Raw genomic sequence first — 25,915 nt, 5'->3', positions numbered from 1 at the left:
GTCTGTGGCCATGACCACATGGACCGCACGGGACATCGTCGATCAGCGGGGCCGGACGTTCGTCGTGACCGGCGCGAACAGCGGCCTCGGCGCCGAGGCCGCCAAGGCGCTCGCGAAGGCGGGTGCGCATGTCGTGCTCGCGTGCCGCGACGTCGACAAGGGGCGTGCCGTCGCGGCCGAACTGGGGGACAACGCCGAGGTCCGCAAGCTCGACCTCGCGGATCTGGCGTCGGTACGCGAGTTCGCGGACTCGGTCGACGGTCTCGACGTCCTGGTGAACAACGCGGGGGTGATGGCGGTTCCGCTGCGCCGCACCGTCGACGGTTTCGAGATGCAGATCGGCACCAACCACCTCGGCCACTTCGCACTCACCGGACTGCTGCTCGGCAAGGTGCGCGACCGGGTGGTGACGATGTCGAGCAACATGCACAAGATGGGCAGCATCGACCTCGACGACCTCAACTGGGAGCGGCGGACGTACCGCCGCTGGCCGGCTTACGGGCAGTCGAAGCTCGCGAATCTGTTGTTCGCGTACGAGTTGCAACGACGGCTCGCGGCGTCGGGGTCCACCGTCAAGTCGCTCGCGTCGCACCCCGGGTACTCGTCCACCAATCTGCAGTCGCACACCGAGTCGATCTCGAGCCGGATCATGGCTCTGGTCGACCCGTTCGTCGCACAGTCGGCCGAGATGGGTGCGCTGCCGATGCTGTACGCGGCCACCGTCCCCGACGCGGCCGGGGGCAGCTACCTCGGACCGTCGTCGATGTTCGAGAGCCGCGGCTACCCGAAGGTGGTCGGATCGAACCGGAAGTCGCACGACCGGAGCGTTGCGCGACAATTGTGGACGCTGTCGGAGCAACTGACCGGCGTCAACTACAACTTCGGAGGCTGACCGCGTTGGCGATCGAGCGACTCAACCACGCCGTCCTGTTCGTGTCGGACCTGCAGCGCAGCCTGGCGTTCTACCAGGATGTGCTGGGGTTCAAGGCACTTCCCGGGGGATTCCCCGGCGCCGCCTTCCTGCAGGCAGCGGACTCGGCGAACGACCACGACCTGGGTCTGTTCCAGAGCCCGAACCCCAGCAGCGGCGTCACCCCGGGCAACGTCGGCCTGTACCACCTGGCGTGGGAGGTCGACACGCTCGCCGGACTGGCCGAGATGCGGGACCGCCTGCTGGCCGCGGGTGCGCTGACCGGCGCCAGCAACCACTGCTCCACGAAGGCGCTGTACGGGGCGGACCCGGACGGCATCGAGTTCGAGGTGTGCTGGCTGGTGCCCGACGCCCTCGCGATCGACGAACTGGTTCCGGCCCGGCCGCCGACCCGTCCGCTCGACATCGCCGCCGAGATCGCCCGCTACGGCGCGGACACCCACGGCGGCCCGCGCACTGACCGGCACCTCTGGGATCGGGTGCACGCGGCGCGCGCTCGCGGCTGATCAGCCCGCGACTGCCTCGACGTCTCGACGAGCGGCCCCGCTCGTCGGGGCGTCCCGCGGCGCGGCCCGCCACGCGGTCCAGCCGCCGACGAGCGCCAGCGCTGCGAAGCCGAACAGCAGCAGCTGCGCCGAGCGCATCTCGGACCGGCCGCCGAGATTCACCAGCACACCGGCCAGCGCGGTGCCGAACGCGTTGGCGATCAACTGGACGGTGTTGATCGCGGCGGACGCACGGGCACCCTCGGCGGGTTCGGCCACGGCACTCATGGCGCCGACCGCCAGGTGCGGCCACGCGATGCCGATGCCCGCGCCGGCGACGATCAGTCCGGCCGCCCAGAGCGCGACGCGTCCGCTGTCGGCTTGCTCGGCCAGGACCACCGCCATGATCGCGAGCCCGGCGGCGACGAGGATCGGTCCGGACCGCACGATCCGGCGGACCACCCGGGGCGCGGCGGCCGATGCGCTCGGGATCTCGCCCACCGTCCAGCCGAGTGCCAGTGCGGCACCGAGGAATCCGGCCGTGACGGGGGCCAACCCCGCGAGTTGCTGCCCGAACAGTGGGACGAACGTCTCGACCGTCGACGCCATCGCGAGGACCGCGATGGTCAGGTAGATCCACTTCAGGGGCGACCGGGTGAACGTCGACGGCGGCAGCACCCCGTGGGAGCTGCGCCGGTCCGCTGCCACGAACCACACGACCAGCGCCACTCCGCCGGCGACCGCGACACCGGCGATCGCGGCATCGGACATCAGGCCGGCGACGCTCACCAGCAGGGTCGCCGCGGTGAGCAGCGTCAGCGGGAGGATCGGCACGGGCGCGACGACGCGGTCGCGTTCACCGGTGCGCGGTGGCAGGACGATCGGCACGAGGACGGTGACCGCGACGGTGCACACGATCAGCGCGCCGAAGGCCCAGCGCCACGCGCCGAACTGCGCGAACACCCCGCCGACCGCGGGACCCACCAGGGTGCCGACACCCCACATCGTGGAGACCAGCGCGGTCGCGCGGGTCCAGAGGTGTCGGGGCAATGCGGAGTTGATCACCGCGTAGCCGAGACCGGCGAGCAGACCGCCGCCGAAACCCTGCACGGCACGCCCGACCAGCAGCAGTTCCATCGTCGGGCTCAGCGCACACACCGCGGTTCCGAACGCGAAGAGCGCGAGGCCGATCAGGTAGGCGCCACGGGGGCCGCGGGCGGCGAGCGTGCGGCTGACGGTCATCGAGGAGAACACCGATGCGATGAGGAAGACGGTCGACGTCCAGGCGTAGTAGCGGAGCCCGCCGATGTCGGCGATCGCGGTGGGCAGCAGGCTGCTCGTCAGATAGACGTTGGTCGCGTACAACGCCTCGCCGCCGGCCAACACGACGGCGACACCGAGATGTCGTCCGGTCAGCAGCTGACCCCAGGTACCGGCGGTCTCGGGTCGGGTCTTCATGGACCCGAAGGTAGAAGCTCGAGTGCGCTCGAGGTCAAGGCGGATCCGGTGTCCGGCGCCGAGAGTGTGTCGGCTCTCACAGTCGTCGGGTCCTCGGCCGGGACTCCCGGGAAACGTCGAGGTCAGGGCCACGGCGGAGGCGATGGGCGTGGTGCGCGCGGATCGTCGGACGCCCTCGGGCGAAAGATTCTGGACGGTCGGGAATTGAATCCGATCCAGGCATGTTCCATGAGTCGATAAGACTCAACTTTGGAGGAGGCTGCGAATGCCGGCATTCTTCGGGCCCGAGGGGCCCGGGCGCATCGACATCACCCGGCTGATGAGCAACGAAGCTCAGGTGCTCATGGCGGAGGCTGCACAGTTTGCGGCCGGACGCGGTGATGCGGGCCTCGACGCACTGCACATCCTGCACGTGGCCGCGGTCAAGGACCCGGTTCGCGACATGGTGAAGCGTGTGGGCGGGGACCCGGAGGCGATCTCGAAGGCCGCGGAGGCCCACCTGCCGCGCGGCCGTGTGGCGATCTCGACGCCTCCCACGGTGACTGCCGCGGGACGTCGGGCGCTGCTCGACGCTCACCAGATCGCACGCGCACTCGGCTCGACCTACATCGACCCCGAGCACATCTTCCTGTCGCTGGTCTCCAACGGAGACTCCGCGACCGGACGTGTGCTGGCCTCGGCCGGCGTGACTCCCGAGTCGATGCAATCCGCTGTCAACGCGGGTCCTGCCGAACCCCAGCAGGATTCGGCAACACCGACTCTCGACAAGTACGGCACCGATCTCACCGATCGTGCCCGCTCCGGCGGCGTCGACCCGGTCATCGGGCGCGCCGACGAGATCGAGCAGGCCATCGAGATCCTCGCCCGCCGGACCAAGAACAACCCGGTCCTGGTCGGCGAGGCCGGTGTCGGCAAGACTGCCGTCGTCGAAGGCCTGGCGCAGCGCATCGTGGACGGAGATGTTCCGGAAGTGCTGGCGGACAAGAAGATCGTCCAGCTGGACCTGGCCGGCATGCTGTCCGGTACCCGTTACCGCGGGGACTTCGAGGAGCGGCTGACCAAGGCCGTCGACGAGATCGTCGCGCAGAACGGACAGGTCATCGTCTTCATCGACGAGATCCACACCATCGTGGGTGCGGGTGCCGGCGGTGAGGGGGCGATGGACGCCGGGAACATCCTCAAGCCCAAGCTGGCACGGGGCGACCTGCACATCGTCGGCGCCACCACGCTCGACGAGTACCGCAAGCACATCGAGAAGGACTCCGCCCTCGAGCGACGTTTCCAGCCGGTGACGGTGAACGAGCCCAGCCCCGAGGACGCCGAGGCGATCCTGACGGGCCTGCGGGAGCGGTACGAGGAGCATCACCGCGTCCGCTACACCGACGAGGCGATCAGCGCTGCGGTCGAGTTGTCGTCGCGGTACATCGCCGACCGGTTCCTGCCGGACAAGGCGATCGACCTCCTCGATCAGGCGGGTGCGCGAAAGCGCCTGCAGCTCGGTGCATCCAACCCGGATGCGAAGGCGCTGCAGCAGCGGATCGCCCGGCTCGAGCGGGACAAGGACAGCGCGGTGCAGGCCGAGCAGTACGAGCGTGCGTCGCAGCTGCGGGACGAGATCGCGGGTGCGGAGAAGCGGCTCGCGGAGTCTCGCGACGGAACTCCGGCCACGGACGGGACCCCGTCGGTGACCGCCGAGGACATCGCCGAGATCGTCGCCCGGGCGACCGGTATCCCGGCCAGCCGGATGACGCAGCAGGAGAAGGAGCGTCTGCGCCGACTGGAGGACGAGCTGCACCAGCGGGTCGTGGGCCAGGAGGATGCGGTCAAGGCGATCGCGCGTGCGGTGCGCCGCAGCCGGACCGGCATGGGCGATCCGCGTCGGCCCGTCGGCAGCTTCCTGTTCCTGGGACCCACCGGCGTCGGCAAGACCGAGCTCGCGAAGGCGTTGGCGCAGTCGCTGTTCGGTGACGAGAGCAAGATGCTGCGGCTCGACATGAGCGAGTTCGGCGAGCGGCACACGGCGAGCCGACTGGTCGGCGCCCCTCCGGGGTACGTCGGCTACGGTGAGGCCGGTCAGCTCACCGAGCAGGTGCGCCGGCACCCGTACTCGGTGATCCTGCTCGACGAGATCGAGAAGGCGCACCCGGACGTGTTCAACGTGCTGCTGCAGGTGCTCGACGACGGACGGCTGACCGACGGTCAGGGCCGGACGGTGGACTTCAAGAACACCGTCCTGATCATGACCAGCAACCTCGGCTCGGACATCATCTCGAGCAAGGGTGGAGCACTCGGTTTCACCACCGGTGACGCCGCCGCGGCCGAGAAGCCGTTGCGTGACAGGGTGATGGGCCGTCTGCGGGAGTCGTTCCGGCCGGAGTTCCTCAACCGGATCGACGAGATCGTCATCTTCCGGAAGCTCGAAGCCCAGCAGTTGCACCGGATCACCGATCTGCTGCTGAGCGAGAGCCGGGACCGGCTGCGGGCCAAGGACATCGACATCGAGTTCACGCCCGATGCGGTGGACTGGATTGCCGAGCACGGGCACCAGCCCGAGTTCGGGGCGCGGCCGCTGCGCCGGACCATCGCCCGCGAGGTCGACGATCGCATCGCCGATCTGCTGCTGGACGACGTGCTGGACGCGGGTGGACGGATCATCGTGACGGTAGCGGACGACGAGTTGGACCTCGTCGTGAGCTGATCGCGGTAGAAGAAGGGGCGGTACAGGTGAATTCGATTCGCCTGTACCGCCCCTCTCGTGTATCTAGCGGACTCGCAGTCCGTCGATGAAGATCGACGTGATCTCGTGTGCGAACTGCGCGTTCGACTTCGTCGGGGACTTCCGGAACCACCGACTGGTGAGCCACACCGCGTCGCGCATCAGTTGGTAGAAGGTCGCCGATTCGACGTCGCTGCGGAGATCGCCCGACTCCTGGGCCTCCTCGATGCACTGCAGCCATAACGTCGCTGCGAAATCGCCCTTGTCGTCGAGGCTCGCCTCGAGCATCTGATCGCGCATGTAGTCCGTCTCGACCTGCCAGATCGCGGTCGCGTGGCGGTGGTTCTCGGCGGAGTCGATCGCGACGAGGACGAGGGCCTCGAGCCGCTCGATCGGCGGAAGGCCCCCGGCGATCACCTCGGAGCACTTCTCGTACAGCTCGTCGACGTACACCCGGATGATCTCGGTGACGATGGCGTCCTTGGACGGGAAGTAGTGGTAGAGCGTGCCGGAGTAGACCCCGCACGCGTCGGCGATCTCGCGGACCGTCGTCGCGGAGATGCCCTTCGTCGCGAAGATCTCACCGGAACGTTCGAGTATCTGACGCCGACGTTCCTGCGGATCCATTCGGACTTCCCCCTGTACCTGGGTCGATTCTGTGTCGGGCGAGGCGCCTCATGCTACCCGTGCCCACGCAGCCGGTACCCGACCCGTCGGCGCAATCCTACATTGATTGAGCGTTTGCTCAATTCGGTGTCTTGGATCACAATGATCGGCGACTTGTGACCGAGCGAGCAGCAGCAGGAGTGATCGATGGGTGTACTCGAGGGTGACGTCGCGCTGGTGACGGGTGCCGGACAGGGAATCGGGCGGGGGATCGCCCTCGCTCTCGCGGCCGAAGGCGCGCGCGTCGCGGTCGTCGGCCGGACCCTGTCGAAGGTGGCCGACACCGCCGACGAGATCGTCCGCAGGGGAGGCGATGCGGTCGCGCTCCGGTGCGACGTCACCGACCCCGTCGAGATCGATGCCGTGGTCGACGCCGTGGTGGCGCAGTACGGCGGCCTGTCGATTCTGGTGAACAACGCTCAGACTCCGGCCCACGGCAAGCTGCTCGAGGTCAGTGAGGACGACTATCACGGCAGCATGAACTCGGGCCCGCTGGCGACGCTGCGGATGATGCGGGCGTGCCATCCGCACCTGTCCGGTGGTGGGTCGATCGTCAACCTCGGGTCGGCCGCCGGCCTGAAGTGGGATCCCACCGGGACAGGCGCGTACGCCGCGGCGAAGGAGGCCGTCCGTGTGCTGACCCGGACGGCGGCCTGTGAGTGGGGCGCGGACGGTATCCGGGTCAACGCCATCCTGCCGCTGGCGTCGACGCCCCTGATGGACGAGTGGGCCGAACTGAATCCGCAGGCGTACGGGGAGTACCTCCGGAGCGTGCCGCTGGGGCGCCTGGGGGACGCCGAAACCGATATCGGGCCGGCCGTGGTCTTCCTGTGCGGCCCCTCCGCCCGGTACATCACCGGCCATTCGCTGCCGGTCGACGGAGGGCAGGCTTTCCTCAGGTGACGAGCGGCCGAATTCTTTACCGCTCAACGGAAATGGGGCAGGAATAGCGCGCCGTCGACTCGTACGCTCGGTGAATACAGTTCCAATGGAAGGGTCGCACAATGCAACCGATCGAATGCGGATCGTGCGGTAACCGGGTTCTCGTCGAGAAGTTCAGCCCCACTCACACCAGTACCCAGTGGGTCGACGACGCGGAGAGCAACTGCGCCGAGTTCCGCGCCCAGGCGGAGAAGGGCGTGCACAGCATGTACGTGCGCACGTGCTACTCGCTGCGCAGCACCATCGACGAGGCGGTCGCCAACGGCGACATCGCGGAGTCCTACCGCACCGTGCCGGTCGCCGGTTCGACGCAGGAAGTCCGCTCGTACACCTAGACAGCGGAAGCGGATTCGCAGTTCCGGAGTTTTTCGTGCTGCTCGCACCGGGCGGGCAGGCCAACACATCATTCGAGGAGGCAAGATGACCGAGATCGCCGACGACGTCGCGGTTCGGGAGATCGAGGCGGGGAAGAACCCCGATCGTTTCGCGCGCGGATGGCACTGCATCGGCCGTGCCCAGGACTTCCGTGACGGGAAGCCGCACCAGGTCAAGATATTCGGCACCGACCTGGTCGTGTTCGAGGACAGCAAGGGTGATCTCCAGGTTCTGGACGCGTTCTGCCGTCACATGGGTGGCAACCTCGCCATGGGCGAGATCAAGGGCGACACCATCGCGTGCCCGTTCCACGACTGGCGCTGGAACGGCAAGGGCAAGTGCACCGAGATTCCCTACGCCCGGCGCGTTCCGCCGGTCGCCAAGACCAAGGCGTGGGTCAAGCTCGAGCGCAACGGCCTGTTCTTCGTCTACAACGATCCGCAGGGCAACCCGCCGCCGGCCGACGTCACGATCCCGCAGATCGAGGGCTACGACGAGGGCGAGTGGAGCGACTGGAGTTGGAACACCTACTACGTCGAGGGCTCGCACTGCCGCGAGATCGTCGACAACGTGGTGGACATGGCGCACTTCTTCTACGTGCACTTCCAGATCCCGACCTACTTCAAGAACATCTTCGAGGGTCACGTCGCGACCCAGGTGATGCGCTCGGGTGGTCGTGACGACATCCAGACCGGCGTCCAGCTGGGTATGGCCGAGGCCGAGACGATCTCGGACGCTTCGTACTTCGGTCCGTCCTTCATGTTGGACACCGTCTACACGGTCGCGGGCGACATCAAGGTCGAGACCAAGCTGGCGAACTGCCACTACCCGATCACGAACAACTCCTTCCTGCTGCAGTGGGGAACCGTCGTCAAGCGGACCGAGGGTCTGTCGGACGACGACGCCAAGGCGATGGCGGAGCAGTTCACTGAGGGTGTCGAGCACCAGTTCAAGCAGGACATCGCGATCTGGAACCACAAGAGCCGGATCGAGAACCCGCTGCTGACCGAGGAGGACGGCCCGGTCTACCAACTGCGCCGCTGGTACCAGCAGTTCTACGTCGACGTCGAGGACGTCACCGAGGACATGACCAAGCGATTCGAGTTCGAGGTCGACACCACCCGCGCACAGGAGAACTGGCGAGGCGTCGTCGCGGACAACGTCGCGAACGGCGTGAAGCCGGTCGAGTTGGTCGCGGACGTCTAGGTCTGCCGGTTGAACGACTGTGCCCCTGCCGATGATTCGGCAGGGGCACAGTTCGTTCCGCGGTCGGTCAGGCGGGGATCGGTCGCAGCGTGCGGCTGCTGGTCATGTGCCGCCACGTCGCGAGCGCGGCCATCCGCACCGGGGCGACCAGTGCGGAACTGTTCATGCCGTTGGTCGGTCCGCACACCGAGATCGCGCCCACGGTGTTCTTTCCGTCCCCGATAGCTGCTGCGACACAGGAGACTCCGACGGTCGTCTCGTCACGATCGTGCGCGATGCTCTGCTCGCGGATGCGGGCCAGTTCGACCCGCAAGCGCGCCGGATCGCCGATCGAGTTCTGTGTCGGACCTGAGATCGACTCGGGAAGAACGGTTTCGGCATCCACGCGCGAGTGCGCGAGCAGTGCCTTGCCGATCGCGGTGCGGTAGGCCGGCTGGCGTCCGCCGACGCGGGAGGGGACCGCGAGTGTGAACCGCCCACCGATCTTCTCGAGGTAGAGCGCGTCGGCTCCGTCGAGTACCGCGAGGTGGACCACGAGGCCGGTGGCGTTGTGCAGTTCGTGCAGTACGGGCAGAGCCGCCTGGTGCACTCGGTCATGGTGTTGCGCCAGCGAGCCGAGTTCGAGCATCTTCATACCGAGCTCGTACGCGTGCCCGCGCCGGCGGACCCACCCGATCCGGACGAGTTGGAGCAGCATGCGGTGCGTCGACGACCGGGGAAACCCGGTGCGGCGCGACAGTTCCGAGAGCGTCAGTCTTTCCGCTTCCCTGAACGCGTCCAGCAGGAACGCGACGCGGTCGATGACTGCGATCGGGGAGCTTGCATCTGCCGTCGTCATGACGTTCCGAACCTCCATGGGTGCGCGCGTTCCGGGTGATTGAGCAAGCGTTCAATCAAGTGATGCGAACTGTAGCAGCGTGAGCCGCGTCGCTCCAGCACCCGACGAGAATTCGTTTCAACGCGCGCCGTGTGTTCGGGTGCGACGACGCCGGGGCCGCGGTGCGCGGCCCCGGCGTCGGGAGAGGGATCGATGCGAGTCAGGCCGTGACCGCTTCCTTGCCCGTGTTCGCGGACGTCGGCGCGCCGGGCCCTTCCGACCTGCGGCGAAGCAGCAGGGTGGCCGCCACCAGGATCGACACCGCGGCGCCCACCGCGGACAGCCCGAACGCGATCGTCATGCCGCTGTCGGTGTAGAACGCGTAGCCGTCGACGACGGTCGCCACGTGCGAGTTCAGCACCGCGAAGGCGACGACCGGGAACACCGAGGAGATGAGCGACTGCGACACCTGGACCATCGACGACATCGACGCCTGCACGGTCGCGGGGACCGACGCGATCACCAGGTTGGGGATCGACGCGGTGAAGGCGCCCATGCCGAGGCCGAAGATCAGCACCCACACCAGCAGCGTCGCCTTGTCGGTGTGCCAGAACGCGGTGAGGATCGAGGCGGCCAGCATCAGCGAGACACCGACGATCTTGGTCATGGCCGGGTTCACGGTGCGGATCATGCGTCCGACGGCGAGCCCGCCGATGACACTGCCGACGCCGATGGGGGCCTGCAGGATGGCGAACTCCTTGGCGTCGATGCCGAAGCCGTAGCCCAACGCCAGCGTGGCCGGTGCCATGCACATGATCGGGAGCATCGTCGTGTAGAGCGTCATGGTGCCGTAGCCCATGCCGGCTGCCGAGCAGATCTTCAGCATCGGGCCCTCGCGGAAGAACCGGAGGTCGATCAGCGGCTCACGGCCGCGCAGGCTGGTCAGGACCCAGGCGGTCAGCAGTGCCACGCCGCCGACGAGCAGGCCGAGCGTGCTGGTGGTCGTCCATCCCCACGTCGGGCCGAAGCTCACGCCCATGAGGATCGCGGCCAGTCCGGCGCCCAACAGGACCGCGCCCACGAAGTCGACTCGGGCCGGAGTGCGTACCGGGGACTCCTGGGTGGTCAGCAGGACCATCGGTAGCAGGATGGTCAGAGCGATGCCGTAGAACCAGAACAGGCTGCGGAACGAGAAGCTGTCGAGCAGGATTCCGGCGATGAACGGCGACGGCACGGACATCAAGCCCATGCCGGCGGCGGTGATGCTCACAGCGAGGGCGAGGGTCGAGGGCGGGAAGATGTCGCGCATCAGGGAGTACGCCAGGAACATGCACGGGATGAGGCAGCCGAACAGGCCGCGCCCCACGACGAGGAGCAGGAACGTCGGCGCCAGCGCGGACATCAGGGCGCCCACGATCGCGATGGACAGGCAGGACAGGAACAGCCTACGTTTGCCGTAGATGTCGGCGAGCTTGCCGGCGAGCGGCGAAGCGATCGCGCCCACGAGCAGGAACGCGGTCATGACCCAGGCGAGCTGATCGGTCTTGAAGTGTTCCCCGATCGGCATGAGTGCGGTGCCGGTCATGTAGGAGCTGATGGAGATGACCTCGAGGACGAGGGTCATCGCGATCAGCGACATCGCCAGTCTCGGTGACCAGCCACCTCCCCCGATCTTGTCCGTTGCGGCGTCTGTGAGCCCTGCCATATCCGAGCCTCCCTGTGGTGGACGATGCACTTCGATCTGATGTGTGACGGCCATTACAGGGCAGGGGGCGGCGAACTGTGCAAGCGGATTCAGCTCAGCGGAACATGGGTGTCCAGTTCGCGAATTGTCACTTGCTGCAGTCGATTTCCCCCGTGTGAGGTGTGCCGACACGTTCGGGCGCCCGGGGTGTTCGTGCGGCACCGCCGAGGTGCGCCTTTCTGTTCGGAGTGGTTTTCCGCTCACCGGGAAACGATGGAGGTGAGCTGCGTCTCGACTCCTAATGTGCTTCCGGTCACTGTTGGACACGCGACTGGAATGTAGGTAGGGAAATGTCAGTCACCGTCTCAAAGGGCGACGAAGCCCCCGTCCGGGGCGCCGGTGATTCCGGCGGCTCGAACGGGTACTGGATCCGCGTTCTGCTGATCCTCGTCCTGCTTACCGAGCAGGCGGCGCTGGCCTTCGCCCTCTTCACCCCGGCTCTGCCGAAGATCGCCGCGAAATACGAGACGACGCAGGTCGTCTGGGTGATGACCGCGCTGGTGCTCGCTGCCGCGATCTCGTCCCCGATCCTCGGCAAGCTCGCCGACGTCTACGGTAAGAAGCGCATGCTCGTCGTGACCGCGGCGATCGCGAGCCTGGGCGCGCTCATCTCCGCGATCGCCCCGACGTTCCCGATCCTGCTGGTCGGCCGCTTCCTGTCCGGTGTCGGGTTCGCCTTCACCGCGCTCGGCTACTCGCTGATCCGTGACGTCTTCCCGGCTCGACTGCAGGCGATGTCCATCAGCATCGCGAACACCGGTGTCGGTGTCGTCACCGTCGTCGCCCCGCTGATCACCGGCTTCATGGTCGACCGGACCGACGTGTCCTCGGTGTTCTGGTTCTCCTTCGCCCTGTGTGCTGCAGGCGGTCTGCTCACGCTGTTCTTCGTCCCGGAAACTCCGGTGCGCGCCAAGGTTTCGGTCGACTGGCTGGGAGCCTTCCTGCTGACCGTCGCGCTCTTCACGGTCATGCTGGCCCTGTCCCTGGGTGCCGGCTGGGGCTGGCTGAGCGGCAGGACTCTCGGCACGCTGGCCGTCACCGTCATCTTCGCGGTCGGATGGGTGGTGTGGGAGCGTCGCTGCCCGGAGCCGCTCATCAGCATCGACGTCCTGGCCAGCCGCAAGGTCGGCATCACGCTGCTTGCGGGTGGTATCGCCTACGGTGCAACGACACTCACCGCGACGCTGATCCCGATGCTGCTGCAGACGCCCCAGGAGGCCGCGGACTACGGATTCGGCCTGTCGGTCACCGATATGGCGCTGTGGATGCTGCCCGGCGGCATCCTGATCGTGCTCGGCGGCGTGTTCGTCGGTGCCACCTCGAAGCGAATCGGCTTCCGGCAGCACCTCATCGGCGGATCGGTCCTGATTGCACTGGGTGCGGCCCTTCTCGCCACCACCCCGGACCAGGCGTGGCAGGTCGTCTTCGGCTACGGCCTGATCGGCTTCGGCTCGATGATCTACGCCGCCATCCCGAACCTGGTGATGATGGCCCTTCCGGCCGACCAGCGCGCGATCGGCGCCAACTTCACCGGACTGTCCCAGTCGATGTTCGGCGGCATGCTGTCCTCGGTGGGCTTCGCCCTGCTGGCCCAGCACGTGCTCACCGTCGGCCCCGCCGGCCCGGTGTACAGCTCCGACGGCTTCTTCGTCGCCTTCATGGTCGCCGCCGGCGCGGCCTTGCTCGGCGGACTCCTGGCCTTCGGTATCACCGTCGGACGGCGTGGCCAGGACCTGTAGTCCCACACGATTCGGCACCAGCTCGGGGTTCGGACCGCAACTGCGGTCCGAGCCCCGAGTCGGATCGACGAACTTGATTGTTCGAGAACCACGATCATAATATTTCGGTGTGCCGAAACTTCAGCTCGAAACGGTGCGCCTACGGGCGGCCGCGATCCTCACCGCTCTGGGACTCTCGCTCGCCGCGTGTGGAACCGCGGGTGGAGCGGAAAGCGCAGACAGGCCTGTCGTGCTGACGACCTTCACCGTGCTCGCCGACATCGCGGAGAATGTCGCCGGCGACCGTCTCGTCGTCCAATCGATCACCAAGGTCGGTGCCGAGATCCACGGCTACGAGCCGACGCCGGGTGACATCAGGAAGGCCGCACAGGCGGATCTGATTCTCGACAACGGGCTCAATCTGGAGGCCTGGTTCGCGCAGTTCGTCGAGGGTCTCGACGTTCCCCACGTCGTCGTCAGTGACGGTGTCGCACCGGTGAGCATCACCGAGGATGCCTACTCGGGCCTGCCGAACCCGCATGCGTGGATGTCGCCGGTCAACGTGCAGCGGTACGTCGACAACATGGTGACCGCCTTCAGTGACCTCGACCCGGGCAACTCTTCTGTCTACGAGGCGAACGGTGCCGCCTACAAGGCGGATCTCGAGACGGTGCAGGACGAGTTGGTCATGTCGCTGAGCGTGCTCCCGGAGAACGAGCGGGCCTTGGTGACGTGCGAGGGCGCGTTCTCCTACCTGGCCCGCGACGCGGGGCTCACCGAGAAGTACATCTGGGCGGTCAACGCAGAACAGCAGGCCACACCCAAGCAGATTGCCTCGGCGATCGAATTCGTCAAGGCGCGAAACGTCCCCGCCGTGTTCTGCGAGTCGACCGTCGCGGATGCGCCGATGAAGCAGGTGGTGGAGGCGACCGGCGTCCGGTTCGGAGGCACGCTGTATGTGGACTCGCTCTCCACCGCCGACGGTCCAGTGCCGACGTATCTGGACCTCATTCGTCACGACGCCGCGACGATCATCACGGGGCTGACCGGGCAGGCGCCGCGATGACCGACGTGATCCGGGTCGAGGATGTCACCGTTCGCTACGGCGATGTGCTTGCGCTCGAGAGGGTTTCGCTGTCCCTCCGGCCCGGCCGGGTGTGTGGACTGATCGGTATGAACGGATCGGGTAAGTCGACGCTGTTCAAGACGATCATGGGTATCGTGACGCCCGACACCGGAAGGGTGCTCATTGACGGTGAGTTGCCCTCTCGGGCAAGGAAATCCGGTGCGATTGGCTACGTGCCGCAGAGTGAGGACGTCGACTGGGCGTTTCCTCTCTCGGTCGGCGACGTCGTGATGACCGGCCGCTACGGGCGTATGGGATTCACACGTCGGCCGACCCGCGAGGACCGTCGGGCCGTGGACGAGGCGCTCGACCGCGTCGAACTCGCGGAGTTCGCCGGCCGGCAGATCGGTCAGCTCTCCGGGGGCCAGAAGAAGCGGACGTTCGTGGCGCGCGGAATCGCGCAGGGGGCGACGGTTCTTCTGCTCGACGAACCGTTCGCCGGTGTCGACAAGCGCAGCGAGGCGACCATCACCAGGTTGCTCCGCGAGATGGCCGCAGGCGGAGCGACGGTTCTGGTGTCCACGCACGATCTGAATGCGCTGCCACGGCTTGCGGACGAAGCGATCCTGTTGATGCGGAGCGTCCTGATGCAGGGCGACCCCGACGAAGTTCTTCTGCCGGAGAATCTCGCCCGTGCTTTCGGGTTGGACGTCATGAATCGGAACGAGACTCACACGTGACCGTGGCAGACTTCCTCCTCGATCCACTGCGCTACGACTTCATGATTCGGGCGCTCGCGACCACCGTCGTCGCTTCCGTCGTGTGCGCGATGCTGTCGTGCTGGCTGGTTCTGGTTGGCTGGTCCCTGATGGGTGATGCCGTCTCGCACGCCGTACTTCCCGGGGTGGTGCTTGCCTATGTGGTGGGTGCGCCATTCGCGCTCGGGGCGGTGATCTTCGGCTTTCTCGCGGTCGCGCTGATCGGCGTGGTCCGGAGCACGAGCCGGATCAAGGAGGACGCCGCGATCGGCATCGTCTTCACCACCTTGTTCGCGTTCGGTCTGGTGCTGATCTCGGTGACCCCCAGTCAAACCGACCTCAATCACATCATCTTCGGGAACCTGCTGGGAGTCTCACGTTCCGATCTGATCCAGGTGCTCGTCTTGGCCGCGATCGTCTTCGTCGCGCTCGTCCTCAAACGCCGCGACTTCACGCTCTACGCGTTCGATCCGACACACGCCCATGCAATCGGGCTGAGTCCCAGGATGCTCGGCGGCGCGCTGCTCGGGCTCCTCGCGCTCACCGCCGTTGTCGCGCTGCAGGCAGTGGGCGTGGTGCTGGTGGTCGCCATGCTCGTCATTCCCGGTGCCACCGCATACCTGCTCACCGATCGGTTCGGGCGGATGCTCGTCATCGCACCGGCGCTGTCCGCGGGGTGTGCTGTGGTCGGTCTGTACACCAGCTACCACCTCGACACCGCGTCGGGCGCCATGATCGTTCTCGCGCAGGGTGTCGCGTTCGTGGTGGTCTACCTCTTCGCACCGCGCCACGGAATCATCGGCCGTCGAATCATGGCAGCGCGCCACCGGCGCGTGTGCCGGTGAAGACCGGCGCGAGGAGGGCCTAGACTGGCCGGTGCAGTTGGTTCGCCCGCTCGACCGTTCGGAACCCGGTGGGTCGTGGTGCGGCGTCGAAGTGCCTCCGACGAGGTACGAGAGGGAACCCGGTGAGAATCCGGGACTGTCCCGCAGCGGTATGCAGGAACGATCGCCGTCACCAGCACTGTGCATCCGCCTGGGAAGCGACGGCCACCAGGTTCGCGTCCGATGGGCGCGGGCGCCTGCGAGTCCGAAGACCTGCCCGCTGTGTCGAGTGCGCCGCGCTCGGCGGTGTGCCGCCTCGAGGACTGGGTGCGCGGACCTGATCGGGCATCACCGAGCGCGCGTCAACCGCGCTGCGAGGGGCGCGGCAGGCGTGTGCAGCCGTGGGCGGCCTCTCGGATCGAGCAGAAGGACGCCCACGGATCGCCATGAGATCGCAGACGACTCGTTTCGGAGTCATCAGCCACTGCGCGGGCGCGCGCAGTTCGCGCGAGGAGCTTCGCGACACCGTCGAACTAGCCTGCCGTGCCGAGGAACTGGGCTTCGACTCGTTCTGGATCGCACAGCATCACTTCGGCGTCCAGCGGGGTCATTCGCCCTCGCGCCTGGTCGTGCTCGCTGCCGTCGCGGAACGCACCGAGCACCTTCGGCTCGGCACCGCGGTGATGGTGGCCCCGCTCGAGGATCCGATCCGGTTGGCCGAGGACGCGGCGACGGTGGACGCGCTCAGCGGTGGGCGGCTCGAACTGGGTCTCGGTGCGGGCGCCGACGCGGACACCGCCCGCAGGTTCGGCAAGGATCACGACCGGCGCCGCGAGGACCTGCGGGACACGGTCGAGGTGCTGATCGACCTGATCGGGGGCGGACGGATCGTGCCCGACGAGCGCGGTCTGCGCGAGCGGATCTGGCTCGGCACCGCGTCGAGATCAGGTATGGAGCTGGCCGCCCGGCTCGGCGCGGGCGTGTTGTCCGGTCGTAGCTCGTCGCCGCAGGGACCCGACGATGCGCTCTCGGCGCGGATGCTCGACGAGTACACGCAACGTGCCACGAATCCACGTGTCGGACTGTCCCGTCCGGTGATCTGCACCGAGGACACCGCGTCGGCGCGCAGGCTGCTCGCCGACGGGGTCACGGATTGGGTGCAGCGCGGAATCCGAACCGGACGATTTCCCGAGGGGTTCAGCGCCGCCGACTATCTCGACCGCAACCACATCTATCACGGCTCGGCCGAGACGATCGCCTCCGGACTGCGCGGCGACGCGGGCCTGCCGTTCGCCACCGATCTGCTGTGCCACGTGCAACCGGTACATCTCACAGCAGCGCAGTGGGAACCGTTGCTGGAGAACATCGCCACGCAGTTGCGCCCGCTACTGGCCGATCGTCAGGACGCGGTCGCACACTGACGTGAGGGCACGGTCGTCGTGGCTGACCATCACGACCGCCGTGCCCGCGTCGGCGAGGTCGCGCAGCGCCTTCAGGACCTGTCGGCCGACGGTCGGGTCGAGGGCCGCGGTGGGTTCGTCGGCCAGCACCAACTCGGCGCCGGAGACGAGTGCCCGGGCGAGCGCGACCCGTTGGCACTGGCCGCCGGACAGGGCGGCGGGCCGTGCCCGGAGGTGGACCGCCTCGAGCCCGAGTCGTCGCAGCGCCGACGAGGCGGCCGCGCGGCCGTGCGCGCCCCGCAATCGGCGGGGTTCGACCACCGATTTCCAGATCGGCCACCGTGGATCCAGGCTGCCCACCGCGTCCTGGAACACCACCTGGACCGCTCCGCGCGCGGGGGCGGGTGCGCCCGACCACGTGACGGTGCCGGTCCCGGGCTTCTCCAGGCCAGCGAGAATTCGGAGCAGCGTGCTCTTCCCCGAGCCCGAAGGCCCACGGATTCCGAGGATCTCGCCGCGGCGCACCCGCAGGGATGTTGTCGGCACCACCTGACGATTCCCGTAACTGTGGCTGACGGCATCCACGTCCAGCACCACCTCGCCGACGGGCGCCGCGGTCGACGCGTCGACCAGCGGATCGTGGGCATGGATCAAGGCGAGTGTGTACGGATCCCGAGGAATCGTGAGAACACGCTCGGCGTCGCCGCGCTCCACGATCTCGCCGTTCTTCAGGACGTAGATGCGGTCGGCGAACTTCGCCACGAGTGGGAGGTCGTGGCTGACGATCAGCAGACTCCGAGACTCCGCCACCAACCGGGTCAGCACCGTCTCGGCGGTGACCGAGTCCAACGCGGACGTGGGTTCGTCGGCCACCACGAGCGCGGGCGCGAGCGCCGTTGCCGCGGCGATACCCGCACGCTGCTGCATTCCTCCGGACCACGTGTGGGGCCAATCCCGAACCCGCCGTTCGCTGTCGGCGACGTCGAGCGCGGTGAGCCGGCGCGCCGCCGCGTCGTGGGGGACCGGGCGCGACTTCGAGCGCCACGCCTCCTCGATGTTCCCGCCGATCCGCATCAGCGGGTCGAGCCCGCCGTAGGCGTCCTGCGCGACGTATCCCACCCGGCTGCCGCGGATCCCGCGCAGTTGTGTCTCCGATGCGGTGGTCACGTCGCATCCGCCGATGCGGATCTCTCCCTCCACCGACGCGCCCGACGGCAGCATTCCGAGCAGGGCCTTGATCAGGGTGCTCTTGCCGCAACCGCTCTCGCCGATGACGGCGACCGTCTCACCGGGGGCCACCGAGAGCGACACCGATCGGAGGGCGCGCCGACCGTCGGCGTACGTGACGGACAGAGCGGATACGGCCGTCACGGCTTCGTCCGGCAGTGTTCCGGTTTCGGTGGTCCCTGTGGTCCCTGTGGTCCCTGTGGTCCCTGTGGTCCCTGTGGTCCCTGTGGTCCCTGTGGTCCCTGTGGTCACTGTCGTCCCTTCACTGCGGTGCGCCGATGCAGGCCGTCGGCGATCAGGTTGGCCGCGGTCGTCATCGTCAGGATCGCGGCGGCCGGTACCAACAGCAGCCACGGCGCGGCCGTCAGGAACTTGCGGGCGTCACCGAGCATCGCGCCGAGTTCGGCGTCGGGCTGCTGGACCCCCAGCCCCAGGAACGACAATCCGGCCAGTGAGACCACGATCCCGCCGAGGCGGAGGGTGGCCACGATCGACAGCCGCGGAACGACCGCGGGCACGATGTGGCGCAACGCGATCCCGACGGTGCCGACCCCGGAAAGCCGGGCAGCGGTGATGTACGGCCGGTGGGTCAGGTCCATCGTCAACGATCGGGCCAGACGTGCGTCCGCGGCCCACGACGACACGATCAGCGCCAGTAGGAGATTCACGTATCCCGGACCGAGAAGCCCCACGATCGCCAGGGCGAGCACGAGACTGGGGACGGCCAGCAGGACGTCGATGACGCGTCCGAGGAACGAATCGAACCAGCGGGGTGACAGGCCCGCCAGCACTCCGGCCACGAGACTCACCGTCATCGAGCCGGCGAGCACGATCAGCGCGGAGAGCAGCGACCGGCGCAGGCCGACGACCAGTCGCGCCGCCTGGTCCCGGCCGTACTGGTCTGTGCCCAGCCAGTGTTCGGCGCTGGGCGGGCGGAGTTTGGCGGCGTAGTCCGGCAGGTTCGCGTCCGTGCCGACAACCAGCGGCCCCGCCGCCGCTACGACCGCGACGACCACTGCGAGCACGACACCGACCAACAACGCCCGGTCCTGCGCCCACGACACCCGCCCGCGCGTACGCATCAGCATCCCGATCGGTGTCCCTTCGATCGAAGTCGCGGATCGATCAGTGCCGCAGCACCGTCGGCCGCCAGATTCACGCCGACGTAGACGACGGTCGCGAGCATCGCGAACGCCTGGACGACGGGGAGATCACGGGTGGCGACGGACGACACGACGTAGGCGCCGATACCCGGCCACGTGAAGACCGTCTCGACGATCGCTGCCCCACCGAGGACCGCGCCCGCGCCGACGGCCACCGCGTGCAGATAGGTCGGCATGCTGTGCGGCAGGGCGTGACGCAGGAGTGCGCGTCGCGTGGTGGCGCCGCGACCGCGAGCGACGTCGACGACGGAACTGTCCATCACCTCGACCAGGTTGGATCGCAGCAGCCGCGACCACGTGTCGAACAGCCCGAACGCCAGGCAGATCGCGGGCATCGCGACCATCGACCAGGAACCGTCGAGCACCACCTTGCCGATGCCCATGTCGATCACCACCACCTGGATCAGTACCAGGCCGACGACGAAGCCGGGGGTGGACGCCGAGATCAGCGCGATCGCCCGGGCAACGGAATCCGGCCACCGATCGCGGTACCGGGCCGCAACGAGACCGAGCACGAGAGACAGGGCGACGGCCAGCACGAGCGCGGCGATCGCGAGACGCAGCGTCGGGCCGAGGCGTTCCGCGAACTCAGTGGTGACCGGCCGGCCGGTGACGTACGACAGCCCGAAATCGAGGCGCACGACACCGGCCAGCCAGTGCAGATACTGCTGCGGCAGAGACAGATCCAGTCCCAACTGTTCACGCATTGCGGACAGTTGTTCGTCGGTGGGCTCCGGGATGCCCTGTGCGCCCAGTGTCAGGCGGGCAGGGTCTCCCGGGGCCAGTGGCAGCAGCATCCAGATGAGCAGGCTCGCTCCCCATGCCGCCGCCACTGCCTGGATCAGCCGTCCACCGGCCGCACGGAAGGTGGCGTTCACGCCCCGGTGTCGTACCGGATGTGCCGGCGCACGTTGGACACCTCGTATCCGGACCACTCGTCCGACGTCACCACGGTGAAGTACTTGAACGTGCCGGCGACGACGTACGCCTGCTCGGCGACGAGGATCTCCTGCGCACGCTCGAGCAGCTCGTTCCGCTCATCCTCGTCGAAGGTGCCGCGCAGCTTCTCACCGATCGCGTCGATCTCCGGGTTGGACAGGCCCTGCGCGTTCGAGGACCCGCCGGTGGTCCACCGGACGAGGAACGGCTGGACGGGGTCCGCGGTGCCGGACAGCGAACCGCTGAGTGCGATCGACGAATCCCAGCCCGACGGATTCTCCTTGACCGCGGCGGAATCCTCGGCGACGTCGATCTTCAGCTCGAACCCGGCCTTGGCGACCTGATCCTGGATGCCGATCGCCACGTCCGTGGTCTCCGGACCCTGTGCCTGCGTGACGAATCGGACGGTGAGGCGCTGCCCGTTCTTCGTGCGGACGCCGTCGGCGCCGACGGCCCAACCGGCCCGGTCCAGGGTCGTGTTCGCGGCCTCGAGGTCGAACTTCTGACTGTCGAGTGCGTACGGCAGGCCCTCGGGGTACAGGCCCTCGGCCGCGTCGAAGGAGCCGTTGCCGATGTTGTCGGCCACGCCCTGGTAGTCGATCGCCTGTGTGAACGCCTTGCGCACCTCGACGTCGGTGAAGATGCCTTCCTTCAGGTTCATCTCGATCAGCAGCGACTGCAGAGCCTTCGGCGAGTTCTTCACCGCGACACCCGGACGACCGTCGAGGGCGAGTCGTGCGCCGGTGGACGGGTAGAACGCCATGTCGGCTTCGCCGCTCTCGACTCCGGCGATGCGCGCCTGCTCGTCCGGTACGACGTCGACACTGATGCCGCTCAGCGCGGGCGTGCCCTGCCAGTACGCGTCGTAGCGGGCGAGTTCGAGATCGGTCGGCGTCCACTGCGTGATGGCGTACGGCCCGGTGTACGCGCCGGATCCGACGATCTTCGCGGAGTCGCCGCCGGCGGCATCGATCGCTTCGACGTCGTAGATCTGCAGCGAGTTGTCGCGCGCTGCCAGACCGGCCGGGACCATCGCGTTGGGCTTCGGGGTGCGTAGCACCACGGTGGCACCCTCCGCCACGGCCTGTGTGCCCTCTTCGAGGTACACCCGTGCCGCCTTGGACTTCTCGATCTGGCGACTCAGTGCTGCGGCGACGGCCTGCGCGGTGACGGGCTTGCCGTTCTGGAAGGTCTGCCCGTCGCGAAGCTGAATCACCCACGTCAGGTCGTCCCGACGCTCGACGCTCTCGGCGAGCCACGGCGTGATCTGCCCGTCCTCCTCGACCTGGAGCAGGTTCTCTGCGACGCCCCAGTCGAACAGCCAGTTGGTGCCCGTCGCGGCCGGATCGAGCCCGGCGATCTTGTAGGAGTTGTAGATCGTCAGATGATCGTCGGTGATGCCGCCGGCGGCATCGGACGCACCGGACGAGCAGCCGGTGACCGCCATGGCGGCCACGACGGTGAACACACCGGCACGCAGCAGTGAGCGCCGCCCCTGACGGGCGGTAGATATCGAACTATTCATTTCCATCCTCGTGGTGTCCTGGCGTCGATGCAGGTGTCCTGGCTCCCGGATCAGCACTCGCCCCCGGCCTTCCAACCCGGTGGGGTCGTGGCCGAGCGTTGGGGGTTCGCTCCTCGGTGACAGTTGCGGGACAGCCCCGGATTCGCACCGGTGTTCCCTGCGTCGAGTGGCACAGTACAAGATCGCGATCCGGACAGGTCGGGCCCGACGGAAGGACGCGATTCGAGAAGGGAGCGCCCCGGGGTGCAGGAGACGGTGATGCCAATGACCAACCCCGGGGCGCTGATCGTGGGCTCAGGCCACCACCGAGCGTTGCGGCACGCCGGTGTACTCGCTGAGCGGTCGGATCAGGGCGTTGGACTCGCCCTGTTCGATGATGTGCGCGGTCCATCCGGTGATGCGGCTCATCACGAAGATGGGTGTGAATACCTCGATGTCGAAGCCCATCAGGTAGTAGGCGGGTCCGGTGGGGAAGTCGAGGTTGGGCTCGATGCCGGTGGCCTCGTTCATGGTGCGTTCGAGGATCTCGTACATCTGGACCCACTTGTCGCCGCCGGTCTGTGCGGCGACGTCGAAGAAGGCCTGGCGCATCGTCGGGACGCGCGAGTCGCCGTTCTTGTAGACCCGGTGCCCGAAGCCCATCACCTTCTCCTTGCGGGCCAGCTTGTCCTTCAGCCAGGCGGCGGCGCGCTCGGGTTCGCCGATCTCGATCATGTCGTGCATGACGGCCTCGTTGGCGCCGCCGTGCAGTGGGCCCTTGAGGGTTCCGATCGCGGCGGTGACGGCGCTGTAGATGTCCGACAGCGTCGAGGTCACGACACGGGCGGCGAAGGTGGAGGCGTTGAAGCTGTGCTCCGCGTACAGGATCAGGGAAACCTCGAAGGCCTTCACCAGTTCCGGTGCCGGGACTTCGCCGAAACACATGTTCAGGAAGTTCGCGGCGAAACCGAGGTGGCTGTGCGGGCCGATCGGGTCCAGACCGTGGCGGCGACGGTGATCGGCCGCGACGATCGTCGGTAGCACTGCCATCATCCGGAGTGACTTCTCGCGGTTGGCTTTCGGTGAGTTGTCGGCTTCTTCCGGGTCCTCCGCACCGAGGAAGCTGATCGCGGTCCGCACCACGTCCATCGGATGGCAGTTGTCCGGCATCTTCGCGACCAGCGCCAGCAGAGAACGATCGGCGCGGCGACTCGCACGCTCACGTTGACAGAACAGCTCGAGCTGGGCGTCGGTGGGCAGCTCCCCGTTCCACAACAGGTACGCGACCTGCTCGAAGCTGCAGTTGGCCGCCAGGTCCTGGACCGCGTAGCCGCGATAGGTCAGCGAGTTGGTCTCGGGGACCACCTTGGAGATCGCGGTGGTGTCGACGACGACGCCGGCCAGGCCCTTGTAGATCGTCGGGACTGCATTTGTCATTGGTTCCCTCCGAGCGTGAAGTTGAAGACTCCGGAATCGAATTCGTTGTAGCGCTCGTACTCGAGCAGCTCGTACAGCCGGGAGCGGGTCTGCATCTTGTCGAGCAGCCCCTCCTGCGTTCCGGTCGTGTGGATTTCGCGCAGGCCCCGTTCGATGGCGCCCATCGCCAGCCGCAGGGTGGTGACCGGATAGATGACAGCGTTGAAGCCGATGTCCTCGAGGGTCTGTGCGGGGACGAGCTGGGACTTGCCGAACTCGGTCATGTTGGCCAGCAGCGGGATATCCACGGCGCCACGGAACTTCTCGAAGTCGGCCTCGGTGTGCAGGGCCTCGGTGAAGATCATGTCGGCGCCGGCGCCCGCGTAGGCCTCGGCTCGCTCGATCGCGGCATCGATCCCGTCGATTCCCGCGGCGTCGGTGCGGGCGCAGATCACGAAGTTCGGGTCGCGTCGGGCCGTGACGGCGGCCCGCAGGCGGCGCACCATGTCCTCGGTCGGGACGATGGCCTTGCCGTCGAGGTGACCGCAGCGCTTGGGATTGACCTGATCCTCGAGGTGCAGACCGGCGATGCCGGCGTCCTCGGCGGCCAGGACGGTGCGTGCCGCCGACATCGGCTCACCGAACCCGGTGTCGGCATCGATCAGTACGGGCAGATCGGTGACTCCGGCGATCTGCGAACTGTGCGCGACGACCTCGGTGAGCGTGGTCAGACCGATGTCGGGCAGACCGAGCCCGGCGGAGAACGCGCCGCCGGAGACGTAGACGCCCTCGAAGCCGATCTCCTGGATCAGCTTGGCGGTCAACGGATTGATCGCGCCGGGCAGGCGCTGGATCTTGCCCGAGGTGAGGCCGGCACGGAACGCGATCCGCTTGTCGGCGGCCGAGGTGGTGGCGGCGATGAGACCGGGCATGTCAGAACAGTCCCTTCGGCGACTTCGGAGCGCGGGCGAGGACGTCGCCGGTGACGGTGAAGGTGAGCTGGTCCAGCTCGCCGGCTTTCAGCTCGGGGGTGCGCTGCGCGGCCTCGAGGAACCGGTCCTGCTCGTCCGGGGCGACGACGCCCTCGGCGAGGGTGCGGAACTTCGCGATGTACTGGTCGCGGGCGAACGGGCGCGCGCCCAACGGATGTGCGTCCGCGATCGCGAGCTCGTCGACGATCACCTCGCCGCTCTTCAGCGTCACCTCGGCGCGAGCGCCGAACGCCTTCTCGTCCGGGTCGGTCGAGTGGTAGCGGCGCGTCCACTCCGGATCCTCGGCGGTGGAGATCTTCTTCCACAGTTCGATGGTGTCGGGACGCTGCGCACGCTCGGCGGCGTAGGAGCGCTCGTGGTGCCACGTGCCGTCCTGCAGCGCGACCGCGAAGATGTACATCACCGAGTGGTCGAGTGTCTCGCGGCTCGCGGTCGGATCGAACTTCTGCGGATCGTTCGAGCCGGTGCCGATCACGACGTGCGTGTGGTGGCTCGTGTGGAGAACGATCGACGCGATCTGATCGAGATCGCCGATGCGCTCACGCATCCGGCGGGCCAGATCGATCGGCGCCTGGCTCTGGTACTCGGCCGAATGCTCCTTGGTGTAGGTGTCGAGGATCGCACGCTTGGCCTCACCCGGACCGGGCAGCGGCACAGCGTATTCCGCCTCCGGCCCGCCGAGAAGCCATGCGATGACGCCGTCCTCGCCCTCCCAGATCGGGGACGGGGCACCCTCGCCGCGCATCGCACGATCCACCGCTTCGACGGCCATCTTCCCGGCGAACGCCGGCGCGTACGCCTTCCAACTCGAGATCTCACCCTTGCGGGACTGACGCGTCGCCGTCGTGGTGTGCAGCGCCTGGCCCACCGCCTGATACACCGTCTCGGTGTCGAGCCCGAGCAGCGTGCCGATGCCGGCCGCGGCGGACGGGCCGAGGTGAGCAACATGGTCGATCTTCTGCTCGTGCAAGCAGATCGACCGCACCAGATCCACCTGGACCTCGTAACCGGTGGCCAGACCACGGATCAGATCCGCGCCGCCGCGACCGGTGTGCTGGGCGACCGCGAGGATCGGCGGAATGTTGTCGCCCGGATGCGAGTACTCCGCGGCCAGGAACGTGTCGTGGAAGTCGAGCTCACGCACCGCGACACCGTTGGCCCACGCCGCCCACTCGGGCGAGAACGTGCCACCGACACCGAACACCGTCGAACCCGGGCCGTACGGATGGGCGAGGGCCTGCGCGCGGGCGTTCGCCACCGGACGACGAGTCACCGACGCGGCGGCGACGGCCGCGTTGTCGATGATCCGATTCACGATCATCTCCGCGGTGTCGGCAGGAACCTCGACCGCATCCGTGGCGACCTCGGCCACCTTCCATGCCAGGTGTTCGTCCTTCGGGAAGTTCTCTGCGGAGCGGTGGGTACGAACGGGATGTGATTTCAACGCGGTGTCCTCCGGTGAGCTGGTGCTGCTGTGTCTCGCAGCGTATGCACGACCGTGTGGGCGGTAAAGTCCCTGAATATGCGTAGTTTTGTGGTGTGGATCGGCCATTTTTGCGAATGGTGCG

22 protein-coding genes and 2 riboswitches are annotated in these 25,915 nt (G+C 67.6%); of the genes, 11 read left to right on the top strand and 11 right to left on the bottom strand.

From position 1 onward, the window contains the following. Positions 1–10 precede the first annotated feature (10 nt). Positions 11–892, top strand: coding sequence for an oxidoreductase (locus tag AC1RIF_RS03445; protein WP_492599955.1), 882 nt, complete (start codon positions 11–13; stop codon positions 890–892). Between the two features lie 5 nt (positions 893–897). Then, complete coding sequence (locus AC1RIF_RS03440) at positions 898–1,437, top strand: VOC family protein (RefSeq protein WP_492599954.1); 540 nt, start codon at positions 898–900, stop codon at positions 1,435–1,437. Here the strand turns inward: AC1RIF_RS03440 and AC1RIF_RS03435 are convergent, their stop codons facing one another. Continuing rightward, positions 1,438–2,874 carry an MFS transporter gene (locus tag AC1RIF_RS03435; RefSeq protein WP_492599953.1) on the bottom strand — a complete coding sequence of 479 codons (1,437 nt, stop codon included), beginning with the start codon at positions 2,872–2,874 and terminating at the stop codon, positions 1,438–1,440. A gap of 265 nt (positions 2,875–3,139) precedes the next feature. Between AC1RIF_RS03435 and AC1RIF_RS03430 the strand changes: the two genes are divergently transcribed. Next, a complete protein-coding gene (locus AC1RIF_RS03430) occupies positions 3,140–5,572 on the top strand; it encodes an ATP-dependent Clp protease ATP-binding subunit (protein WP_492599952.1) in 2,433 nt (810 codons plus the stop codon). Between the two features lie 63 nt (positions 5,573–5,635). On the opposite strand, the gene AC1RIF_RS03425 is transcribed toward AC1RIF_RS03430, so the two are convergent. Further along, positions 5,636–6,217 carry a TetR/AcrR family transcriptional regulator gene (locus AC1RIF_RS03425; RefSeq protein ID WP_492599951.1) on the bottom strand — a complete coding sequence of 194 codons (582 nt, stop codon included), beginning with the start codon at positions 6,215–6,217 and terminating at the stop codon, positions 5,636–5,638. A 186-nt stretch (positions 6,218–6,403) separates the two neighbouring features. On the opposite strand from AC1RIF_RS03425, the gene AC1RIF_RS03420 reads away from it, so the two are divergent. The 3 genes from AC1RIF_RS03420 to AC1RIF_RS03410 all read left to right on the top strand — a co-directional run bounded on the left by AC1RIF_RS03420 (position 6,404) and on the right by AC1RIF_RS03410 (position 8,779). Continuing rightward, positions 6,404–7,159: an SDR family NAD(P)-dependent oxidoreductase gene (locus AC1RIF_RS03420; RefSeq protein ID WP_492599950.1), complete on the top strand. Its 756-nt coding sequence runs from the start codon at positions 6,404–6,406 to the stop codon at positions 7,157–7,159. A gap of 101 nt (positions 7,160–7,260) precedes the next feature. Beyond that, entirely contained in the window at positions 7,261–7,533 is a 273-nt protein-coding gene (locus tag AC1RIF_RS03415; protein ID WP_492599949.1) for a hypothetical protein, read from the top strand. Positions 7,534–7,618: 85 nt separating this feature from the next. Next, positions 7,619–8,779: a 3-ketosteroid-9-alpha-monooxygenase, oxygenase component gene (locus tag AC1RIF_RS03410; protein WP_492599948.1), complete on the top strand. Its 1,161-nt coding sequence runs from the start codon at positions 7,619–7,621 to the stop codon at positions 8,777–8,779. Between the two features lie 67 nt (positions 8,780–8,846). Here AC1RIF_RS03410 and AC1RIF_RS03405 read toward each other — a convergent pair whose 3' ends face one another. Together AC1RIF_RS03405 and AC1RIF_RS03400 are read right to left on the bottom strand one after the other, a co-directional pair. Next, positions 8,847–9,617 (bottom strand): IclR family transcriptional regulator, encoded by a 771-nt coding sequence (locus AC1RIF_RS03405; protein ID WP_492599947.1) that lies wholly within the window; start codon positions 9,615–9,617, stop codon positions 8,847–8,849. A 199-nt stretch (positions 9,618–9,816) separates the two neighbouring features. After that, positions 9,817–11,301: an MFS transporter gene (locus tag AC1RIF_RS03400; RefSeq protein WP_492599946.1), complete on the bottom strand. Its 1,485-nt coding sequence runs from the start codon at positions 11,299–11,301 to the stop codon at positions 9,817–9,819. A 329-nt stretch (positions 11,302–11,630) separates the two neighbouring features. Here AC1RIF_RS03400 and AC1RIF_RS03395 point away from each other — a divergent pair, with 329 nt between their 5' ends. The 5 genes from AC1RIF_RS03395 (at position 11,631) to AC1RIF_RS03375 (ending at position 17,127) form a co-directional block, all read left to right on the top strand. After that, positions 11,631–13,079, top strand: a complete 1,449-nt coding sequence (locus AC1RIF_RS03395) for an MFS transporter (protein WP_492599945.1) — start codon at positions 11,631–11,633, stop codon at positions 13,077–13,079. 109 nt (positions 13,080–13,188) lie between these two features. Continuing rightward, positions 13,189–14,124 (top strand): metal ABC transporter substrate-binding protein, encoded by a 936-nt coding sequence (locus AC1RIF_RS03390; RefSeq protein WP_492599944.1) that lies wholly within the window; start codon positions 13,189–13,191, stop codon positions 14,122–14,124. After that, positions 14,121–14,864 (top strand): metal ABC transporter ATP-binding protein, encoded by a 744-nt coding sequence (locus AC1RIF_RS03385; RefSeq protein ID WP_492599943.1) that lies wholly within the window; start codon positions 14,121–14,123, stop codon positions 14,862–14,864. Before AC1RIF_RS03390 ends, AC1RIF_RS03385 begins: the two co-directional genes overlap by 4 nt. After that, the gene (locus AC1RIF_RS03380) at positions 14,861–15,727 is read left to right on the top strand and encodes a metal ABC transporter permease (protein ID WP_492599942.1); all 867 of its coding nucleotides are present in this window, start codon (positions 14,861–14,863) and stop codon (positions 15,725–15,727) included. The genes AC1RIF_RS03385 and AC1RIF_RS03380 overlap by 4 nt, the downstream gene beginning before the upstream one ends. 53 nt (positions 15,728–15,780) lie before the next feature. Next, a riboswitch (cobalamin riboswitch) is annotated at positions 15,781–16,001 on the top strand. A 151-nt stretch (positions 16,002–16,152) separates the two neighbouring features. Beyond that, entirely contained in the window at positions 16,153–17,127 is a 975-nt protein-coding gene (locus AC1RIF_RS03375) for an LLM class flavin-dependent oxidoreductase (protein ID WP_492599941.1), read from the top strand. On the opposite strand, the gene AC1RIF_RS03370 is transcribed toward AC1RIF_RS03375, so the two are convergent. The 7 genes from AC1RIF_RS03370 to prpD all read right to left on the bottom strand — a co-directional run bounded on the left by AC1RIF_RS03370 (position 17,092) and on the right by prpD (position 25,791). Beyond that, positions 17,092–18,477, bottom strand: a complete 1,386-nt coding sequence (locus AC1RIF_RS03370; protein ID WP_492599940.1) for an ABC transporter ATP-binding protein — start codon at positions 18,475–18,477, stop codon at positions 17,092–17,094. The genes AC1RIF_RS03375 and AC1RIF_RS03370 overlap by 36 nt on opposite strands. Positions 18,478–18,581: 104 nt before the next feature. Next, positions 18,582–19,421 (bottom strand): ABC transporter permease, encoded by an 840-nt coding sequence (locus tag AC1RIF_RS03365; protein ID WP_492599939.1) that lies wholly within the window; start codon positions 19,419–19,421, stop codon positions 18,582–18,584. Beyond that, the gene (locus AC1RIF_RS03360; RefSeq protein WP_492599938.1) at positions 19,415–20,374 is read right to left on the bottom strand and encodes an ABC transporter permease; all 960 of its coding nucleotides are present in this window, start codon (positions 20,372–20,374) and stop codon (positions 19,415–19,417) included. Before AC1RIF_RS03360 ends, AC1RIF_RS03365 begins: the two co-directional genes overlap by 7 nt. Continuing rightward, entirely contained in the window at positions 20,371–21,960 is a 1,590-nt protein-coding gene (locus AC1RIF_RS03355; RefSeq protein ID WP_492599937.1) for an ABC transporter substrate-binding protein, read from the bottom strand. Before AC1RIF_RS03355 ends, AC1RIF_RS03360 begins: the two co-directional genes overlap by 4 nt. An 11-nt stretch (positions 21,961–21,971) precedes the next feature. Continuing rightward, positions 21,972–22,157, bottom strand: a riboswitch (cobalamin riboswitch). Positions 22,158–22,254: 97 nt separating this feature from the next. Then, complete coding sequence (locus AC1RIF_RS03350) at positions 22,255–23,376, bottom strand: bifunctional 2-methylcitrate synthase/citrate synthase (RefSeq protein ID WP_492599936.1); 1,122 nt, start codon at positions 23,374–23,376, stop codon at positions 22,255–22,257. Further along, the gene (prpB, locus tag AC1RIF_RS03345) at positions 23,373–24,287 is read right to left on the bottom strand and encodes a methylisocitrate lyase (protein ID WP_492599935.1); all 915 of its coding nucleotides are present in this window, start codon (positions 24,285–24,287) and stop codon (positions 23,373–23,375) included. Before prpB ends, AC1RIF_RS03350 begins: the two co-directional genes overlap by 4 nt. Before the next feature lies 1 nt (position 24,288). Continuing rightward, complete coding sequence (gene prpD / locus AC1RIF_RS03340) at positions 24,289–25,791, bottom strand: 2-methylcitrate dehydratase PrpD (RefSeq protein ID WP_492599934.1); 1,503 nt, start codon at positions 25,789–25,791, stop codon at positions 24,289–24,291. Positions 25,792–25,915: the final 124 nt, after the last annotated feature.

This window comes from Prescottella sp. GW823-FHT02E09 (assembly GCF_058797375.1).
Note: the sequence above shows the minus strand (reverse complement) of the source record. Positions and strands in the feature narration are given on the sequence as shown.

Bases quoted from the DNA above. Each gene is read 5' to 3' on its own strand.
- AC1RIF_RS03400 (WP_492599946.1), bottom strand. From the start codon at position 11,301: ATGGCAGGGCTCACAGACGCCGCAACGGACAAGATCGGGGGAGGTGGC.
- AC1RIF_RS03435 (WP_492599953.1), bottom strand. From the start codon at position 2,874: ATGAAGACCCGACCCGAGACCGCCGGTACCTGGGGTCAGCTGCTGACC.
- prpB (WP_492599935.1), bottom strand. From the start codon at position 24,287: ATGCCCGGTCTCATCGCCGCCACCACCTCGGCCGCCGACAAGCGGATC.
- AC1RIF_RS03405 (WP_492599947.1), bottom strand. From the start codon at position 9,617: ATGACGACGGCAGATGCAAGCTCCCCGATCGCAGTCATCGACCGCGTC.
- AC1RIF_RS03420 (WP_492599950.1), top strand. From the start codon at position 6,404: ATGGGTGTACTCGAGGGTGACGTCGCGCTGGTGACGGGTGCCGGACAG.
- AC1RIF_RS03375 (WP_492599941.1), top strand. From the start codon at position 16,153: ATGAGATCGCAGACGACTCGTTTCGGAGTCATCAGCCACTGCGCGGGC.
- AC1RIF_RS03350 (WP_492599936.1), bottom strand. From the start codon at position 23,376: ATGACAAATGCAGTCCCGACGATCTACAAGGGCCTGGCCGGCGTCGTC.
- AC1RIF_RS03395 (WP_492599945.1), top strand. From the start codon at position 11,631: ATGTCAGTCACCGTCTCAAAGGGCGACGAAGCCCCCGTCCGGGGCGCC.
- AC1RIF_RS03415 (WP_492599949.1), top strand. From the start codon at position 7,261: ATGCAACCGATCGAATGCGGATCGTGCGGTAACCGGGTTCTCGTCGAG.
- AC1RIF_RS03355 (WP_492599937.1), bottom strand. From the start codon at position 21,960: ATGAATAGTTCGATATCTACCGCCCGTCAGGGGCGGCGCTCACTGCTG.
- AC1RIF_RS03445 (WP_492599955.1), top strand. From the start codon at position 11: ATGACCACATGGACCGCACGGGACATCGTCGATCAGCGGGGCCGGACG.
- AC1RIF_RS03430 (WP_492599952.1), top strand. From the start codon at position 3,140: ATGCCGGCATTCTTCGGGCCCGAGGGGCCCGGGCGCATCGACATCACC.
- AC1RIF_RS03410 (WP_492599948.1), top strand. From the start codon at position 7,619: ATGACCGAGATCGCCGACGACGTCGCGGTTCGGGAGATCGAGGCGGGG.
- AC1RIF_RS03365 (WP_492599939.1), bottom strand. From the start codon at position 19,421: ATGCTGATGCGTACGCGCGGGCGGGTGTCGTGGGCGCAGGACCGGGCG.
- AC1RIF_RS03425 (WP_492599951.1), bottom strand. From the start codon at position 6,217: ATGGATCCGCAGGAACGTCGGCGTCAGATACTCGAACGTTCCGGTGAG.
- AC1RIF_RS03385 (WP_492599943.1), top strand. From the start codon at position 14,121: ATGACCGACGTGATCCGGGTCGAGGATGTCACCGTTCGCTACGGCGAT.